The following is a 15,121-nucleotide window of genomic DNA, read 5'->3' as shown; positions in this document are numbered from 1 at the left end:
CCAGGAGTTGTCATGTCGCCCTTTGGCCTGTTCATCGGCCGTCTATTCAACCCGTCCCCTGCGTTGAAGCCCCTGCTCGACGGTTATTCCGAACTTCAGGTACCCGACGCGCAAGCGGTCTGTGCCTTGGGTGAAGTCGACCTCGGTGAGGCCGTGCAGCTCAAGCGCTTCTATCTGGATGATGAAGATTACTGGCTGCAAGTGCTGATGAACGGCAACGAGGCCGGCGATACCGTGCTGTTTGGCTACCACAGCGCGATACCGGTCCGCGATCAAGCCCACTTGCAGCAAGTGGTTGGCAGCCAATCCAGCGTCGGCATGCCGATCTTCGAGCACGATGGTTATCTGTACTCCCGCCAGTGGGGCCGTGAGCAAGGCAAGGCGCCTTTGGTATCCCTGCATGAGCAGGTCGTCAACCAGAGTGCCCGCTACGGTATCAGCCACCTGTCGATGCTTTACGCCCGCGACACCGGCCTGCCGGAGCGCCGCGAATTCCTGCTGTTGTCGATCGAGGAAGATGAGCAGGGCAACCTGACCTTCACCACTTCGCTTGGCGCCACCCTGTTCCCCGGCGATTTTTACGTAACCTGACAAGGATTTCCCATGCTCGACGCACTGCGCCTGTCGCTCAACGCTTCAGCGGTGACCGGCTTCATTCTCTATATCAGCGTGGCCCTGTTGGTGTTCTGGCTGTTCCAGTTCATCTACACCCGGCTCACCCCTCACCGTGAGTTTGCGCTCATCCGCGAGAACAATCCGGCGGCAGCCGTTGCCCTGGGTGGCTCACTGATCGGCTTTTCGTTGCCGGCCAGCAACATCATCGCCTACAGCGTCGGCATTCTCGACTTTATCGCCTGGGTGGTCATCGCCGCCGTGGTGCAACTGGTGGCCTTCGGCATCACCAGCCTGGTGCTGCGCGACTTGTCCAGACGCATCGTCCAGGGTGAACTGGCGGCGGCCATCTACGCGGCCAGCGTGGCAATCAGCGTGGGCTTTCTCAACTCGGCCTGCATGACCCCATCGGCCTGACGCGCCAGGAGCCTTGATGAACACCCCTATGCGAAGAAGCTCCGTCAAGCTGGTGCTGGCCGGCTCGCTGCCGCTGGCCTTGTCTGCCTGCGGTCCGCACGAAGATTTGTACACGGTCAGCCAGCAGGTCAATTACGACAGTGTCGAAGCCTGTGTCAGTGACAAGGTGCCTGCCCCGGCGTGTGCTGATGCCTACCAGCAGGCCTTGGTTGAATATCGCCGCAGCGCGCCGAGCTATGCCTTCAAAACGGCGTGCGAGGCAGACTTCAGCCCGGACGGCTGCCAACCAGCGCGTGATGGCCGGTACATGCCGCGCATGAGCGGTTTCGAATTGCAAACCAGCGGTGAAGTGACCCAGTCGCAGCTCGATGCGGGGTATGCCCAAGGCGGTGGCTATGGCCATGTCGCGTCGGCTGCGGTGGCCGGCATGTTGCTGGGACAGATGGCCAGCAGCGCCGGTCGCCGTTATAGCGCCCAGCCGCTGTATGCCTACCGTGAGGGTACGGGCCAGCGCATGGGCCTGCTCGGGCGGCGTTATGGTTCGGCCGGTGGTATCCGTGGCGTTGCCAGGGAAGAGGAAAGTGGCACGACGTCGGGTGGCGGCGGCGGGGGTTCCGGCGCCTGGGGGCGCAACGAACCTCGCTCGGCGCAGTCGGCGTCGATCACCCGTGGTGGCTTCGGCGGCCAAGCCACTGCGCGCAGTGGTTGGGGCGGCCGCTCCGGCAGTTTCTTCGGGGGCTGAACATGCACAAGGTCGAGCTGGATGAACGCCCAGGCTGGCGTGCCACTGCCCTGCGCGAAGGGTTTGCCTTCCATACCATCGAGGGGGAGCGTTACTGGGACGAGCGCAGTTACTACCGGTTTTCCGAAACCCAGGTCGTGCGTGACTTGCAGGCCCCGACAGAAGAACTGCACGCCATGTGCCTGGACGCCGTTGATCGCATCGTCGACAGCGAGGCACTGATGACGCGGCTGGCGATCCCGCCTGCGTTCTTTGACCTGGTGCGCCGTTCGTGGAAGGCGCGGCAGCCGCACCTTTATGGGCGCTTCGATTTCAGCTACGACGGCCAAGGGCCGGCCAAGCTGATCGAGGCCAACTATGACACGCCCACCTCGCTGTACGAAACGGCAGCCTTCCAGCTGATCTGGCTGGAGGAGCAGATCGAACGGGGTGTGCTGCCAGGCCATGCCAGCCAGTTCAACACCCTGGCCGAAGACCTGGTGCAAGCGTTCATCGCGCTGCCGGGGCAGGGCACGTTTTACTTTTCCACCATCGCAGGTTCGGTGGAGGACCGCGGCACCACGGACTTCCTGCGCAAGATGGCCGGGCACGCCGGCATTCCTACCCGGCACATTGACCTGGAAGACATCGGCCTGGACGGCGACGGGCGTTTTGTCGACCTGGCCGGCAGGCCGATATCACGGTTGTTCAAGTTGCATGCCTGGGAGCACATTTTCCGTGAGCAATTCGGCCAGGCCATCCCCGGCTGCAACACGCAGTTTTTCGAGCCGCCGTGGAAGGCTTTGATCTCCAACAAAGGCATCTTGCCGTTGCTGTGGGAGTGGCATGCCGGGCACCCCAACCTGTTGCCGGCGTTCCTGGATGACGCCCCGGCTGGCCCGGTGCCCAGGGGCTGGGTGCGCAAACCTTACTTTTCGCGAGAAGGGGCGAATGTCGATATCCATACTGCCGATGGCCGGCGGGTATTCGAGGACGGCCCGTACAACGATGCGCCGTACATCCTCCAGGCCTTCGCACCGTTGCCCAGGTTTGCCGACAGCTACACCCTGATCGGTTCGTGGGTGGTGGGCGACCGCGCGGCGGGGATCGGCATTCGTGAGGATGACTCGCTGATTACCAAGGACAGCTCGCGGTTCTTGCCGCATGTCGTGCTTGGCTAAGCCATCACCGCAGGTCGGTTTCAGGACGCGCCTGGTCGTTCGCATGCATCCCTCTGGCGCCACAAGTGCCATGCTTGCAGGATGCCTTCGGACCAGTGCACGCAGATGCACGGCCGTCGGCAAGGAGGCCGCCAGACCGCGCAACCGTGACGTGGCCGGCGCGCCGCAGCAGAACACGCCGGACACCTGCCCCACAATAATTCAGGCAGGGTCCGTGATGCCGAGGTCCGCTGTATGCCTGATGAATTGCTTCACCTGCCCGTTATCCAGCGCATTCTGGCCCGTGACAAGGCTACCCCAGGCGCGCTGTTGCCGATCCTGCATGCCATCCAGCATGACATCGGCTATATCCCCGATGCGGCTGTTCCCGAAATCGCCCATGCCCTGAACCTCAGTCTGGCCGAGGTGCGCGGGGTGATCAGCTTCTATCACGACTTCCGCACCACGCCGCCTGCGCGCCACACCTTGCGCCTGTGCCGCGCCGAGTCGTGCCAGAGTCGTGGCGCCGAGGCCCTGGCCGCGCAGTTGCGCGAACAGCTGGCACTGGACGACCACGGGACCAGCGCCGACGGCGCCATCAGCCTGCGCCCGGTGTACTGCCTGGGTGCCTGCGCCTGTTCACCGGCGCTGGAACTGGACGGCCAGGTGCATGCGCGGCTCACCCCTGAGCGCCTGCGCGCATTGGTCAACGGTTGCCGGGAGGACGCAGCATGCTGAAGCTCTATATCCCCTGCGACTCGGTGGCCCGTGCCGTCGGGGCCGACCAGGTGGCTGATGCCTTGCAACGCGAGGCCGAGCGTCGCCAGCTACCGCTGGATATCCAGCGCACCAGTTCACGCGGGCTTTACTGGCTGGAGCCGTTGGTCGAGTGCGACAGCGCACAAGGGCGCCTGGGTTTTGGCCCGGTCACCCCGCAGGAGGTGCCTTCGCTGCTCGATGCCCTGGCTGGTGAACCCGGTGGCCACTCGCTGGCGCTGGGGCCGGTCGAAGACATCCCCTACCTGAAAACCCAGCAGCGCCTGCTGTTCGCCCGCGCCGGCATCACCCGCCCGTTGTCGTTGGACGACTATCGCGCCCAGGGTGGTTTCGCTGGCCTGGAAGCTGCCGTGGCAATGGACGGCGCCGATGTGGTCGCTGCCGTGCTCGATTCCGGCCTGCGTGGCCGTGGCGGCGCGGCGTTTCCCGCTGGCATCAAGTGGCGCACCGTGCGCGACGCCGGGGGCGGGCAAAAGTATGTGGTGTGCAACGCCGATGAAGGCGACTCCGGTACCTTCGCCGACCGCATGCTGATGGAAGGCGACCCGTTCCTGCTGATCGAAGGCATGAGCATTGCCGGCCTCGCTGTGGGCGCCGACAAAGGCTACATCTACGTGCGTTCGGAATACCCCGATGCCATTCGCGTGCTTGACCAGGCCTTGGCCATCGCCCGCGATGCCGGCTATCTCGGCACTGACGTGGCCGGCAGCGGCCAGTCCTTCGACCTGGAAGTGCGGGTTGGCGCCGGCGCCTATATCTGCGGCGAAGAAACCGCGTTGCTCGAATCCATCGAAGGCAAGCGGGGCATCGTCCGCGCCAAGCCTCCACTGCCCGCATTGCAAGGCTTGTTCGGCCTGCCGACGCTCGTACATAACGTGCTCACTTTGGCTTCGGTGCCCATCATTCTGGCCAAGGGAGCGGCGTTTTACCGCAACTTCGGCATGGGTCGCTCGCTGGGCACCATGCCGTTCCAGCTGGCCGGTAATATCCGCCAGGGCGGTTTGGTGGAACGCGCATTCGGCCTGACCCTTCGCGAACTGGTCGACGGCTATGGCGGCGGCACCGCCAGTGGCCGGCCGCTGAAAGCTGCGCAGGTCGGTGGCCCGCTCGGCGCCTGGGTACCGCCCAGCCACTTCGACACCCCGCTGGATTACGAAGCCTTCGCCGCCATGGGCGCGATGCTTGGCCATGGCGGTGTAGTGGTGGCCGACGACACACTGAACATGGCCAGCATGGCGCGCTTTGCCCTGCAGTTCTGCGCTGAAGAGTCCTGCGGCAAATGCACCCCGTGCCGCATCGGCTCTACCCGTGGCATGGAAGTGGTCGACCGGTTGATTGCGACCCAGGATTTCACTGAACGCCACGACCAGGCCCTGTTGCTGCGCGACCTGTGCGACACGATGCAGTACGGCTCGCTGTGCGCCATGGGCGGCATGACCGCCTACCCGGTGGCCAGTGCCCTCAAGTACTTCCCCGCCGATTTCGGGCTGACCACCACGGAGGCCGCGCAGTGATCAATTTCTTCGACCCCGCTTCTGATAAAAGCAGCGACCTGGGCACCCCGGCCCGTGACAGCGACGTGCAGGTCAGCCTGAGCATCGATGGCCGTGCCATCAGCGTGCCCGCCGGCACTTCCGTCATGCGTGCTGCCGCCATGCTCGGCACCAGCATCCCCAAGCTCTGCGCCACCGACAGCCTCGAAGCCTTCGGCTCGTGCCGCATGTGCATGGTGGAAATCGAAGGCATGCGCGGCTACCCGGCGTCCTGCACCACACCCGTCAGCGAAGGTATGGTGGTACGCACGGAAACCCCACGCCTGGCCGGCCTGCGCCGCAACGTGATGGAGCTGTACATCTCCGACCACCCGCTGGACTGCCTGACCTGTTCGGCCAACGGCAACTGCGAGCTGCAGACCGTGGCTGGGCAGGTAGGCTTGCGCCAGGTGCGCTACGGCTACGACGGCGCCAATCACCTGGCCGAGAAAAAGGATGTTTCCAACCCGTATTTCGACTACGAGCCCAGCAAGTGCATTGTGTGCAGCCGCTGCGTGCGCGCCTGCGAGGACATCCAGGGTACCTTCGCCCTGACCATTACCGGGCGCGGTTTCGAGTCGCGGGTGGCAGCGGCGGGCGGAGACAACTTCCTGGCCTCCGAGTGCGTCTCCTGCGGTGCCTGCGTGCAGGCCTGCCCGACTGCAACCCTTACGGAAAAAAGCCTGGTGCAGCTTGGCCAACCTGAGCGCTCGGTCATCACCACCTGCGCCTATTGCGGTGTCGGTTGTTCGTTCCGCGCCGAAATGAAAGGCGACCAACTGGTGCGCATGGTCCCGGACAAGAACGGTGGCGCCAACCACGGCCACGCCTGCGTCAAGGGCCGTTTCGCCTGGGGTTACGCCACCCACCCGGACCGCATCACCAAACCGATGATCCGCAAGCGCCTGGAAGACCCGTGGCAGGAAGTGAGCTGGGACGAGGCGGTGACGTATGCCGCCAGCGAGTTCCGCCGTATCCAGCTCAAGTACGGGCGTGACTCGATTGGCGGTATCACCTCCAGCCGCTGCACCAACGAAGAAGCCTATCTGGTGCAAAAGCTGGTGCGCACGGCGTTCGGCAACAACAACGTCGATACCTGCGCGCGGGTGTGCCATTCACCCACCGGCTATGGCCTGAAGCAGACCCTGGGTGAATCGGCCGGCACACAAAGCTTCGATTCGGTGATGCAGGCCGACGTGGTGCTGGTGATAGGGGCCAACCCCACTGATGCCCACCCGGTGTTCGGCTCGCAGCTCAAGCGCCGCCTGCGCCAGGGCGCGCGGCTGATCGTGATCGACCCGCGGCGCATCGACCTGGTCGACTCGCCCCATGCCCGCGCCGAGCTGCACCTGCAACTGCGCCCAGGCACCAACGTGGCCATGCTCAACGCCCTGGCTCATGTGATCGTCACCGAGGGCCTGCTGGCCCAGCGCTTCATCGATGCGCGCTGCGAAACAGAAGACTTTGCCCGCTGGCGTGACTTCGTCAGCCTGGCAGACAACGCCCCTGAAGTGCTCGGCCCGGTCTGCGGCGTGCCCGCCGAACAGATCCGTGCCGCTGCCCGGCTGTATGCCACAGGCGGCAACGCGGCAATCTACTACGGCCTGGGCGTGACCGAGCACAGCCAGGGCAGCACCGCAGTGATGGGCATCGCCAACCTGGCCATGGCCACCGGCAACATTGGCCGTGAAGGGGTAGGGGTGAACCCGCTGCGCGGGCAGAACAACGTGCAGGGCTCTTGCGACATGGGCTCGTTCCCCCATGAACTGCCTGGCTACCGGCACATTTCCAACGAAGGCGTGCGTGCCGAATTCGAGCGCGCCTGGGGCGTGACGTTGCAGCCCGACCCTGGCCTGCGCATTCCCAACATGTTCGAAGCCGCGCTGGACGGCAGCTTCAAGGCGTTGTACTGCCAAGGCGAGGACATCGCCCAGAGCGACCCCAACACCCAGCATGTCACGGCGGCCTTGCACGCCATGGAATGTGTGGTGGTGCAGGATATTTTCCTCAACGAAACGGCCAAGTTTGCCCATGTGTTCCTGCCAGGCAGCTCGTTCCTGGAAAAGGACGGCACCTTCACCAATGCCGAACGGCGCATTTCGCGGGTGCGCAAGGTGATGGAACCGTTGGCAGGCAAGGCGGACTGGGAGGCGACCGAGGCCTTGGCCAACGCCTTGGGCTACCCGATGAACTACCGTCACCCGTCCGAGATCATGGACGAGATCGCCCGCCTGACGCCGACCTTCCGCCGCGTCAGCTATGCCGAAATCGACCGTCACGGCAGCTTGCAGTGGCCGTGCAACGACGCCGCACCCGATGGCACGCCGACCATGCACATCGACCAGTTCGTGCGGGGCAAGGGGCGCTTCATGCTTACCGGTTACGTGCCCACCGACGAGAAGGTCAGCAACCGCTACCCGCTGCTGCTGACCACCGGGCGCATCCTCAGCCAGTACAACGTCGGCGCCCAGACCCGGCGTACCGGCAACGTGGCCTGGCATGACGCCGACCGCCTGGAAATTCACCCGACCGATGCCGAAAGCCGTGGCATTCAGGACGGTGACTGGGTGGGTATTGGCAGCCGCGCCGGGCAGACTGTACTGCGGGCCAAGGTCAGTGCGCGGGTGGCGCCGGGGGTGGTGTACACCACCTTCCATTTCCCCGAGTCGGGGGCCAACGTGATCACCACCGACAACTCCGACTGGGCGACCAACTGTCCGGAATACAAGGTAACGGCGGTGGAAGTGGTGAAAGTGTTCCAGCCGTCGCAGTGGCAGAAGCGCTATCAGGACTTCAGTGACGAACAGCGGCGTTTGCTGAAGGAACGCCGCACAGAGGAGAAAGCCGAGGTGCGCCGATGAGCAGCGACAACTTGGTCAAGATGGCCAACCAGATTGCCCATTACTTCGACAGCGAGCCGGACCGGGACTTGGCGGTACAAGGGGTGCGGCAGCATTTGCAGAGCTTCTGGACACCGGCGATGCGCCGGCAACTGGCGGAGTGGAACAAGGCCAATGCGGGGGAGGGCCTGGACCCCAAGGTGCGGGAGGCGTTGGCGTAAATTTCGGGGCAGAAGACAAGCCCTGCGCGGTTTACCCGCGAATGCGTCATTCGACTTACCGACGCTTTCGCGTGTAAACCCGCTCCCACACAGATCGCGTTTGCTTCAGCCGCGGGCCAACTCGGCTTGGTGGGCGATGGCTTCTTCGCTTTTCAGCACCAATACATCGCCTTCCAGAGCATCCAGCACCACCTCCGAAGTATTTCCAATCAACGCCCCGGTAATCCCGGTGCGGCACACTGTCCCGATCACTGTCACCACGGCGCCCAGCTTCTGCTCGGTATGCGGGATCAGCACATCCGCTGGTCCTTCCGCCACATGCAAACGCTCTTCGCTAATGTCGTACTCGGCCTGGAACGCTTTGCACGCCTCGCGGTAACGCTTTTCGATGGTTTCGCTCAACTGGTAAGCCGGGTCCGACGCCGACAGCATCGGTGACGGATGGGCGCTGATGACATGCAGTTCGCCCTTGGCCAGTTTGGCAATCTCGAAGCCATGGTCAATGATGCTGGCATGCAAGCGGCGGTGGTCTTCGTCCTGATTGCCCACATCCACTGCGGCCAGGATCACGCCCCCGGTCCAGGGCCTTTCACTCTTGACCATCAGCACCGCACACGGGCACTGGCGCAGCAGCTTCCAGTCGCTGGGGGTGAGCAGGGCTTTTTTCAGCGGGTTGTCCGGGCGGTGTTCCTTGATCACCAGCTCGCAACCCTCGGCCTGCTGCACGTAGATGATGGTGTCGTGCAGGTTGCCGCGCCAGGCCTCTTCATGGGTGACATTGTCGTAGCCGTCATCGTGCAATTGACTACTCAACAGGCTCAGCAGCGCATGGTGGTCATGCCGCTTGTCGCACATCAGCAGGTGCAGGCGTGCGCCGGTCACGCCGGCAATCAGCTTGGCCCGGGTCAGCGCCCGGCTGTGGGCGTGCTCGGGGTCGAGGACGACAAGGATGCTGCGGACGGCTTGCATGGGCGTTAGCTCCCTTCAAAGGTGGCGACCAATGCCTGACTATAGACGGCGCGCCCCCCGCTGGCGCTTGATGTACATCAAGAAGCATAGTCACTGACGCCGCCCGCCGCCGCCGCTATAATCGCCGGCCCTGCCTGTTCTGTGTGGTTGCACGCTTATGTCCCTGATCCCCGAAATCGACGCCTTTCTTGGCTGCCCGACGCCAGATGCCTGGATCGAAGCGGCGCTGGCCGACCAGGAAACCCTGCTGATCGACCACAAGAACTGCGAATTCAAGGCCGCCAGCACGGCCTTGAGCCTGATGGCCAAGTACAACACCCACCTCGACCTGATCAACATGATGTCGCGCCTGGCCCGTGAAGAGCTGGTGCACCATGAACAGGTGCTGCGGCTGATGAAGCGCCGTGGCGTGCCACTGCGCCCTGTGTCGGCGGGGCGCTATGCGTCGGGGCTGCGCCGCCTGGTGCGCGCCCACGAGCCGGTCAAGCTGGTGGATACGCTGGTGGTGGGGGCATTTATCGAGGCACGCAGCTGTGAGCGCTTTGCCGCTCTGGTGCCGCACCTGGATGAGGAGCTGGGCCGCTTCTATCACGGCCTGCTGAAAAGCGAAGCACGCCACTACCAGGGCTACCTGAAACTGGCGCACAACTACGGTGATGAGGCAGACATCGCTCGTCGTGTGGAGCTGGTGCGTGCCGCTGAAGTCGAGTTGATCCAGTCACCGGACCAGGAACTGCGCTTCCACAGCGGCATCCCGCAAGCGCTGGCCGCCTGATTCGCACCAGACGGCCCAGCCGTCAGTTGCGCCGGCCCAGCAGCAGGCCCACCACCAGGCCAAGGCCTGCGGAAATGGCCACGGTCTGCCATGGATGGCCACCAATATAGTCCTGGGTGGCGTCCACCACCGGTTGCGCCTTGCTGCGCATATTGCTGGCCGCCTGGCGGGCCTGGCGCAGCTTCAGGGTGACCTGCGCGCGTAACGTTTCGGCTTCTTCGCCCACCAGGGCGGCGCTGTCGTTCAGCAGCTTTTCCGATTCTTCGATCAGCGATTGCAGTTCGCTGAATACCTGGTCCTTGATCTGATCGCTGTCTGCCAGTGCGGCGTTTTTCCGGGCCATGAACTCTTCCTCGTCGATGGGGTGGTTTGAACAATGGATGCCGCCGCGTCGGGAAAGTTGCGCCGGCTTACCGATGTTGCGTTGCCTGGGTGTAAGATAGCGGCCATTTTCAAACCTGCAGGTACCTTCATGAGTTTCAATCTGGCCAACAAGAGCTTCGAGGAACGGGCGCAGATCGAGGCAGAGAAGGCGCGGTTGTTCGAGCTGTGGCAAAACAACCTGGGCAAGGCCAAGGGCGAAGCGGCCCGGCTGATTGCCGAAAAACCGCGTCGCAAGGGCAAGTGGGCCGAATGGGTACGCGCCGAGCTGGAAGGCATGACGCCCCCCGAATACGCCAGCATGGTGCGCAGCGAAGTCAACAAGCTGATGGCCGCCGCCAGCGCCAGCCGCTGAACACACTCCCCCTGTGCTTACCAGTAGGTGCCCTTGGGCAGGTCCAGCTTGCCCTCGTCGGTAAAGCGCACAGTCCCCAGCGGCCCACCGGCCAGCTTGCCGCGCAGCTTGTAGGGCAGGCCCTGTAGCGAGTCCACCTTGCCCAGCCCATAGGCCTGGCGCAGGAAGGAAAATGCCGTGATGCTAACCGGCACCACGATCACTGCCTCGTCATAACGGCCAATGTGCCCCTGCTGGTCGCTGACCCCGGCGGCCAGCGGCTGGCCGTTCACTTCCAGGTTGAGGGCAATGCCGTTGTAGTCGATGGATGATTCGTTGGGGTTTTGCACCCGCATTTTCACGGCCATGCGCAGTTCCAGTTCCTGGCCGGGCAACGGTTCGATGCCGATCACACTGATGTTGACCGGGTCACGTGGCTGGAACAGTGCACAAGCGTTCAGGCCATAGGCCATCAGTAGCACGAGCATTAACCGGGTAAAGCGGTACAGGCGGGCAGTCATGAGGGCGACCTTGCCAGAGTGAGCGAAGTGTCAGTGTGGCAAATGCAAGTGGGCGTTGAAAGTGCCCCACTGGATGAAAGATACTGTTTCTCATTAACGCCCGATAACTCCTCCTACTGGCTGTTCCCAAACCCATGCTGACGTCACCCGTGTCGGGGCTGCTGGCGAGTTTCCAGGAGCACTACGACGACCTGCTGCAGTTTCTGACCCGGCGCATGAGCGACCGCCAGCGCGCCGCCGACGTGGCGCAGGAAACCTACCTGAAGCTGGTCAAGATCGATAAGCAGGCGCTGCCGGTGCTGCATGCGCGCAGCTTCATCTTCCGCGTGGCCGGCAACCTGGCAATCGATGCCTTGCGCCGCGAACAGCGCCTGGCGGCCAGCCATGACGACTGTGACGGGGCAGGGGAACTGGCCTGCCCGGCGCCAGCACCCGAGGCGATGTTGTTGGCCCGGGAGCGCTTGCAAATCCTTGACGATGCGCTGCTGAAACTGCCCGACAATGCCCGCCAGGCGTTGTTGCTGAACCGCGTCGAAGGCCTGACCCAGGCGCAGATTGCACAGCGGCTGGGGGTTTCCGAGAGCATGGTGGCCAAGTACATCGGCCAGGCCCTGCGCCATTGCCGCGACTGGCTCAAACAGGCGGGTGTGGCGGCCTGCGTGGTGTTGCTGGTCGCCGCTACGGCTGCTTGGCAACAGGCGCCGATGCTGCTGGCGGATTACCACACCGCAGTGGGCGAGCGGCAGGTGATCACCCTGGCAGATGGCACGCGGGTGACATTGAACAGCGCCAGTGCGCTGAGCGTGGTGTTCAACGAGCACGAACGCCGGGTGGTGCTGGATGCTGGTGAGGCCCTGTTCGAGACAGCTGATGAGGCGCGGCCGTTTGTGGTCGAGACGGCGGGTGAGCGTGTGCAGGGTGGTGCAGCCACGTTCAGCGTGCGCCGTGATGGTCGCGTGGTATTGGCACGTGGTGAAGCCACGGTTGGCGAACGTCCATTGGCGGTAGCGGCCGATGCCGGAACGCAGATGGCCTGGCAGCGCGGCAAGCTGATCTTCAACGGCAAGCCGCTGGGGCAGGTGCTGGCGGAACTTGAACGTTACCGGCATGGGCGGATTGTGCTGTCGGACAGCAAGCTGGCAGCCATGGAGGTGAGCGGGGTGTTTGACCTTGACGAGCCTGAGGCGCTGTTGCGCACGCTGGAGCAGCGGTATGGCCTGAAGGTGACCTACCTGCCGTGGTTGGCCGTGGTTCACTGAGCCGGCAGTGCCGGCCTCTTCGCGGGCAAGCCCGCGAAGAGGCCGGTACAGAAATAAAAATATTTTCCATTTGCCACTGCAAGTTCCTGCAAGCCAGATCGTCGTAGTGGGACTGATCAGCAACCCATTCTCATTTACGACTTGTCAGGAAGCTCATTCGTGCCTCTGATGCTCAAGCCCCTGCACCGCCGTCGCGGTTCACTTCACCATGCCCTGATGTCCTGCAGCGCCCTGGCCGTGCTGGCCGGCCCGCTGTCGGCATGGGCGTCTACCGCTGCCGACCAGGCCCAGGTCCAGGCCCGTCAGGTTCAGCTCGACCTGCCAGCCCAGCCGCTGGACCAGGCCCTGACTGCCTTCGCCGACCAGGCCGGCCTGCACCTGTTGTACACCACGGGCGATGTTGCAGGCCTGGCCAGCCCTGCGTTGCACGGCAGCTACAACGTCGAGCAGGCCCTGCAGCAGTTGCTGGCCGGCAGCGGCATGGGCTGGCAGTTCAGCGATGCCCGCACTGTCACCCTGCGCAAGGCCGAGGCTGCGCCGCAGGCGGTCAACCTCAAGCCGATCGAAGTCAGCGTGGCCTCGCGTACCAGCACTGCAATCAGCGAAATCCCCGGCACCGTCTGGGTGGTCGACCAGCAGCAATTGCGCGAACAGATCGACAGCGGCGTCAGCCTGAAGGAAGCCATCGGCAAGCTGGTACCCGGGCTCGACCTGGCGCCGGAAGGGCGCACCAACTACGGCCAGAACATGCGCGGACGCAACGTGCTGGTGATGATCGACGGGGTCAGCCAGAACAGCTCGCGTGGCCTGTCGCGCCAGTTCGACAGCATCTCGCCGTTCAACGTCGAGCGTGTCGAAGTATTGTCCGGCGCCAGCGCCATCTACGGCGGCGGTGCCACCGGCGGCATCATCAACATCGTCACCAAGAAGGGCGAGCCCGGCCCGGCGCGCTTCGAAACACAGCTGGGTGCCAGCAGCGGTTTCAACAACAGCGATGACCTGGCCACCCGCTTCGCCCAGTCGATCAGCGGCGGCAACGAGCGGGTCAATGCCCGCCTGGGTATCTCCGGTGAGCAGAACGAAGCCTTCTACGACGGTGCTGGCGACCAGATTTTCATCGACAACACCCAGACCGACCTGCAGTACAACCGCACCCTCGATGTGCTCGGTACCTTGGGCCTGCAATTGAACGACCAGCAGAGCCTCGACCTGCTGGCCCAGTACTACGACTCGGGCAACCACGGCAGCACGGGTATCTACTTCCCCAACCTCAACTACAACGCACCGTCCGACCTGGAAGATGCCGAACTGCGCAGCGGCTACTCGTCCGGCCTGGAGCCGCGTACCCGGCGCCTGCTGCTCAACGCCAACTACCACCACACCGATGTGCTGGGCCAGGACTTCTACCTGCAGGCCTCGTACCGCAAGGAAGACGACAACTTCTACCCGTTCCCGTACTACAACCGTGCCACGCCCACGGGGTCGCGCGGGGTGTACTTCGCCGCCTCGCAGCAAAATTTCGAGGTCACCAGCCTCAAAGGGCTGTTCGCCAAGCAGTGGGACACGTTGAAACTGACCTACGGCATCGACCTGGACCGTGAGCGTTTCAACGCCGAGCAGACCACGTTCAATGCCCTGACTTCGTCCGAGTCGGGCGGCCTGGAACTGGAAAAGGACAGCAAGGCCCCGCGCTATCCCAGCTACCGTGTCGATGGTGTGTCGGTGTACGCCCAGCTCGACTGGCATGCCACCGACAACCTGACCCTCTCCGGTGGCGCCCGCCGCCAGCAGATGGACGTGGACGTCAGCGACTTCAAGGGCGTGCCGGGCGGCAGCAACGATTACCAGGTCAACCTGTTCAACGTTGGTGCCATTTACGACTTCAAGAACGGCCATCAGGTGTGGACCAACTACGGCGAAGGCTTCGACCTGCCGGACCCGGCCAAGTACTACGGCAAGCCGGGCCTGAGTGTGGCCGACAACCCGCTTGCCGGCATCAAGAGCCGCCAGGTGGAACTGGGCTGGCGCTATGCCGATTTGGACTGGGATGCCCAGGCGGCGCTGTACTACATCTGGTCGGACAAGATCATCAACGTCGATTCGCAAACGCTGACCATCAACGTGGAAGAGCAGAAGAGCCGCGACTTCGGCTTTGAAGGTGCGCTGACCCGGCATTTCCAGGCCGGCTGGGAGGCAGGCGGGACCTTGCACCTGACCCGCTCCGAGGAAGAGGCTGCCGACGGTGGCTGGATCAAGCGTGATGCCCGTTATGCCTCGTTGTCCAAGGCCACTGCATTTGTCGGCTGGAAGGGCGATGGTCGCAGTGCGCGGCTGCAGGCCAACCATGCCTTCAGCCTGAAGGACGATGCCGACCACGAGATCGACGGCTACACCACCTTCGACCTGCTGGGCAGCCAGGACACCGGCTTCGGCACCTTCAGTGCCGGCATCCAGAACCTGCTGGACAAGCAGTACAGCACGGTCTGGGGGCAGCGTGCGACGTTGTTCTATTCGCCGACCTACGGGCCGGCGTATCTGTATGACTACCAGGGGCGCGGGCGTACCTACACCTTGACCTGGAGCATGGCTTACTGATGGTTTT

General features: G+C 63.7%; 15 protein-coding genes. 12 read left to right on the top strand and 3 right to left on the bottom strand.

Annotated features, from left to right (window positions below; all coding sequences use genetic code 11):
• Nucleotides 1-12 precede the first annotated feature (12 nt).
• The 8 genes from B9A31_RS25900 (at nucleotide 13) to B9A31_RS25865 (ending at nucleotide 8,280) form a co-directional block, all read left to right on the top strand.
• Nucleotides 13-591 (top strand): DUF2491 family protein, encoded by a 579-nt coding sequence (locus B9A31_RS25900; protein WP_084297523.1) that lies wholly within the window; start codon nucleotides 13-15, stop codon nucleotides 589-591.
• Nucleotides 592-603: 12 nt separating this feature from the next.
• Nucleotides 604-1,029 carry a DUF350 domain-containing protein gene (locus tag B9A31_RS25895; RefSeq protein ID WP_016714946.1) on the top strand — a complete coding sequence of 142 codons (426 nt, stop codon included), beginning with the start codon at nucleotides 604-606 and terminating at the stop codon, nucleotides 1,027-1,029.
• 16 nt (nucleotides 1,030-1,045) lie between these two features.
• The gene (locus B9A31_RS25890; RefSeq protein WP_084297522.1) at nucleotides 1,046-1,771 is read left to right on the top strand and encodes a DUF1190 domain-containing protein; all 726 of its coding nucleotides are present in this window, start codon (nucleotides 1,046-1,048) and stop codon (nucleotides 1,769-1,771) included.
• Nucleotides 1,772-1,773: 2 nt separating this feature from the next.
• Complete coding sequence (locus tag B9A31_RS25885; RefSeq protein ID WP_019098737.1) at nucleotides 1,774-2,931, top strand: glutathionylspermidine synthase family protein; 1,158 nt, start codon at nucleotides 1,774-1,776, stop codon at nucleotides 2,929-2,931.
• A 234-nt stretch (nucleotides 2,932-3,165) separates the two neighbouring features.
• On the top strand, nucleotides 3,166-3,648 hold the full coding sequence (locus tag B9A31_RS25880) for a formate dehydrogenase subunit gamma (RefSeq protein WP_019098738.1): 483 nt from the start codon (nucleotides 3,166-3,168) through the stop codon (nucleotides 3,646-3,648).
• Nucleotides 3,642-5,201: a formate dehydrogenase beta subunit gene (locus B9A31_RS25875; protein ID WP_019098739.1), complete on the top strand. Its 1,560-nt coding sequence runs from the start codon at nucleotides 3,642-3,644 to the stop codon at nucleotides 5,199-5,201. The genes B9A31_RS25880 and B9A31_RS25875 overlap by 7 nt, the downstream gene beginning before the upstream one ends.
• Nucleotides 5,198-8,080, top strand: a complete 2,883-nt coding sequence (fdhF, locus tag B9A31_RS25870) for a formate dehydrogenase subunit alpha (protein WP_084297521.1) — start codon at nucleotides 5,198-5,200, stop codon at nucleotides 8,078-8,080. The genes B9A31_RS25875 and fdhF overlap by 4 nt, the downstream gene beginning before the upstream one ends.
• Nucleotides 8,077-8,280: a formate dehydrogenase subunit delta gene (locus B9A31_RS25865; protein WP_019098741.1), complete on the top strand. Its 204-nt coding sequence runs from the start codon at nucleotides 8,077-8,079 to the stop codon at nucleotides 8,278-8,280. The genes fdhF and B9A31_RS25865 overlap by 4 nt, the downstream gene beginning before the upstream one ends.
• A 105-nt stretch (nucleotides 8,281-8,385) precedes the next feature.
• Here B9A31_RS25865 and B9A31_RS25860 read toward each other — a convergent pair whose 3' ends face one another.
• On the bottom strand, nucleotides 8,386-9,249 hold the full coding sequence (locus tag B9A31_RS25860) for a universal stress protein (protein ID WP_019098742.1): 864 nt from the start codon (nucleotides 9,247-9,249) through the stop codon (nucleotides 8,386-8,388).
• A gap of 157 nt (nucleotides 9,250-9,406) precedes the next feature.
• On the opposite strand from B9A31_RS25860, the gene B9A31_RS25855 reads away from it, so the two are divergent.
• A complete protein-coding gene (locus tag B9A31_RS25855) occupies nucleotides 9,407-10,024 on the top strand; it encodes a MiaE family protein (RefSeq protein ID WP_016714954.1) in 618 nt (205 codons plus the stop codon).
• Nucleotides 10,025-10,046: 22 nt separating this feature from the next.
• Here the strand turns inward: B9A31_RS25855 and B9A31_RS25850 are convergent, their stop codons facing one another.
• Entirely contained in the window at nucleotides 10,047-10,367 is a 321-nt protein-coding gene (locus B9A31_RS25850) for an ElaB/YgaM/YqjD family protein (RefSeq protein ID WP_019098743.1), read from the bottom strand.
• Between the two features lie 129 nt (nucleotides 10,368-10,496).
• Between B9A31_RS25850 and B9A31_RS25845 the strand changes: the two genes are divergently transcribed.
• Nucleotides 10,497-10,760 (top strand): hypothetical protein, encoded by a 264-nt coding sequence (locus B9A31_RS25845; protein WP_016714956.1) that lies wholly within the window; start codon nucleotides 10,497-10,499, stop codon nucleotides 10,758-10,760.
• 17 nt (nucleotides 10,761-10,777) lie between these two features.
• Here B9A31_RS25845 and B9A31_RS25840 read toward each other — a convergent pair whose 3' ends face one another.
• Nucleotides 10,778-11,260, bottom strand: coding sequence for an LEA/WHy family protein (locus tag B9A31_RS25840; protein ID WP_084297520.1), 483 nt, complete (start codon nucleotides 11,258-11,260; stop codon nucleotides 10,778-10,780).
• A gap of 134 nt (nucleotides 11,261-11,394) precedes the next feature.
• Here B9A31_RS25840 and B9A31_RS25835 point away from each other — a divergent pair, with 134 nt between their 5' ends.
• Together B9A31_RS25835 and B9A31_RS25830 are read left to right on the top strand one after the other, a co-directional pair.
• Nucleotides 11,395-12,519, top strand: coding sequence for a sigma-70 family RNA polymerase sigma factor (locus tag B9A31_RS25835; RefSeq protein WP_084297519.1), 1,125 nt, complete (start codon nucleotides 11,395-11,397; stop codon nucleotides 12,517-12,519).
• A gap of 168 nt (nucleotides 12,520-12,687) precedes the next feature.
• The gene (locus tag B9A31_RS25830) at nucleotides 12,688-15,114 is read left to right on the top strand and encodes a TonB-dependent receptor (protein WP_019098747.1); all 2,427 of its coding nucleotides are present in this window, start codon (nucleotides 12,688-12,690) and stop codon (nucleotides 15,112-15,114) included.
• Nucleotides 15,115-15,121: the final 7 nt, after the last annotated feature.

The sequence above is a fragment of the Pseudomonas sp. URIL14HWK12:I5 genome, from assembly GCF_900176445.1.
Taxonomy (GTDB): Bacteria; Pseudomonadota; Gammaproteobacteria; order Pseudomonadales; family Pseudomonadaceae; genus Aquipseudomonas; species Aquipseudomonas monteilii.
The sequence above is the reverse complement of the archived record's forward strand: the minus strand, read 5'-3'. Positions and strand labels throughout refer to the sequence as shown.

What these genes read in the sequence shown, in the direction of transcription:
- B9A31_RS25885 (WP_019098737.1), top strand. Translation starts at nt 1,774, where the DNA reads ATGCACAAGGTCGAGCTGGATGAACGCCCAGGCTGGCGTGCCACTGCC.
- B9A31_RS25890 (WP_084297522.1), top strand. Translation starts at nt 1,046, where the DNA reads ATGAACACCCCTATGCGAAGAAGCTCCGTCAAGCTGGTGCTGGCCGGC.
- B9A31_RS25900 (WP_084297523.1), top strand. Translation starts at nt 13, where the DNA reads ATGTCGCCCTTTGGCCTGTTCATCGGCCGTCTATTCAACCCGTCCCCT.
- B9A31_RS25865 (WP_019098741.1), top strand. Translation starts at nt 8,077, where the DNA reads ATGAGCAGCGACAACTTGGTCAAGATGGCCAACCAGATTGCCCATTAC.
- B9A31_RS25855 (WP_016714954.1), top strand. Translation starts at nt 9,407, where the DNA reads ATGTCCCTGATCCCCGAAATCGACGCCTTTCTTGGCTGCCCGACGCCA.
- B9A31_RS25840 (WP_084297520.1), bottom strand. Translation starts at nt 11,260, where the DNA reads ATGACTGCCCGCCTGTACCGCTTTACCCGGTTAATGCTCGTGCTACTG.
- B9A31_RS25845 (WP_016714956.1), top strand. Translation starts at nt 10,497, where the DNA reads ATGAGTTTCAATCTGGCCAACAAGAGCTTCGAGGAACGGGCGCAGATC.
- B9A31_RS25830 (WP_019098747.1), top strand. Translation starts at nt 12,688, where the DNA reads ATGCTCAAGCCCCTGCACCGCCGTCGCGGTTCACTTCACCATGCCCTG.
- B9A31_RS25875 (WP_019098739.1), top strand. Translation starts at nt 3,642, where the DNA reads ATGCTGAAGCTCTATATCCCCTGCGACTCGGTGGCCCGTGCCGTCGGG.
- B9A31_RS25860 (WP_019098742.1), bottom strand. Translation starts at nt 9,249, where the DNA reads ATGCAAGCCGTCCGCAGCATCCTTGTCGTCCTCGACCCCGAGCACGCC.
- B9A31_RS25850 (WP_019098743.1), bottom strand. Translation starts at nt 10,367, where the DNA reads ATGGCCCGGAAAAACGCCGCACTGGCAGACAGCGATCAGATCAAGGAC.
- B9A31_RS25880 (WP_019098738.1), top strand. Translation starts at nt 3,166, where the DNA reads ATGCCTGATGAATTGCTTCACCTGCCCGTTATCCAGCGCATTCTGGCC.
- B9A31_RS25895 (WP_016714946.1), top strand. Translation starts at nt 604, where the DNA reads ATGCTCGACGCACTGCGCCTGTCGCTCAACGCTTCAGCGGTGACCGGC.
- B9A31_RS25835 (WP_084297519.1), top strand. Translation starts at nt 11,395, where the DNA reads ATGCTGACGTCACCCGTGTCGGGGCTGCTGGCGAGTTTCCAGGAGCAC.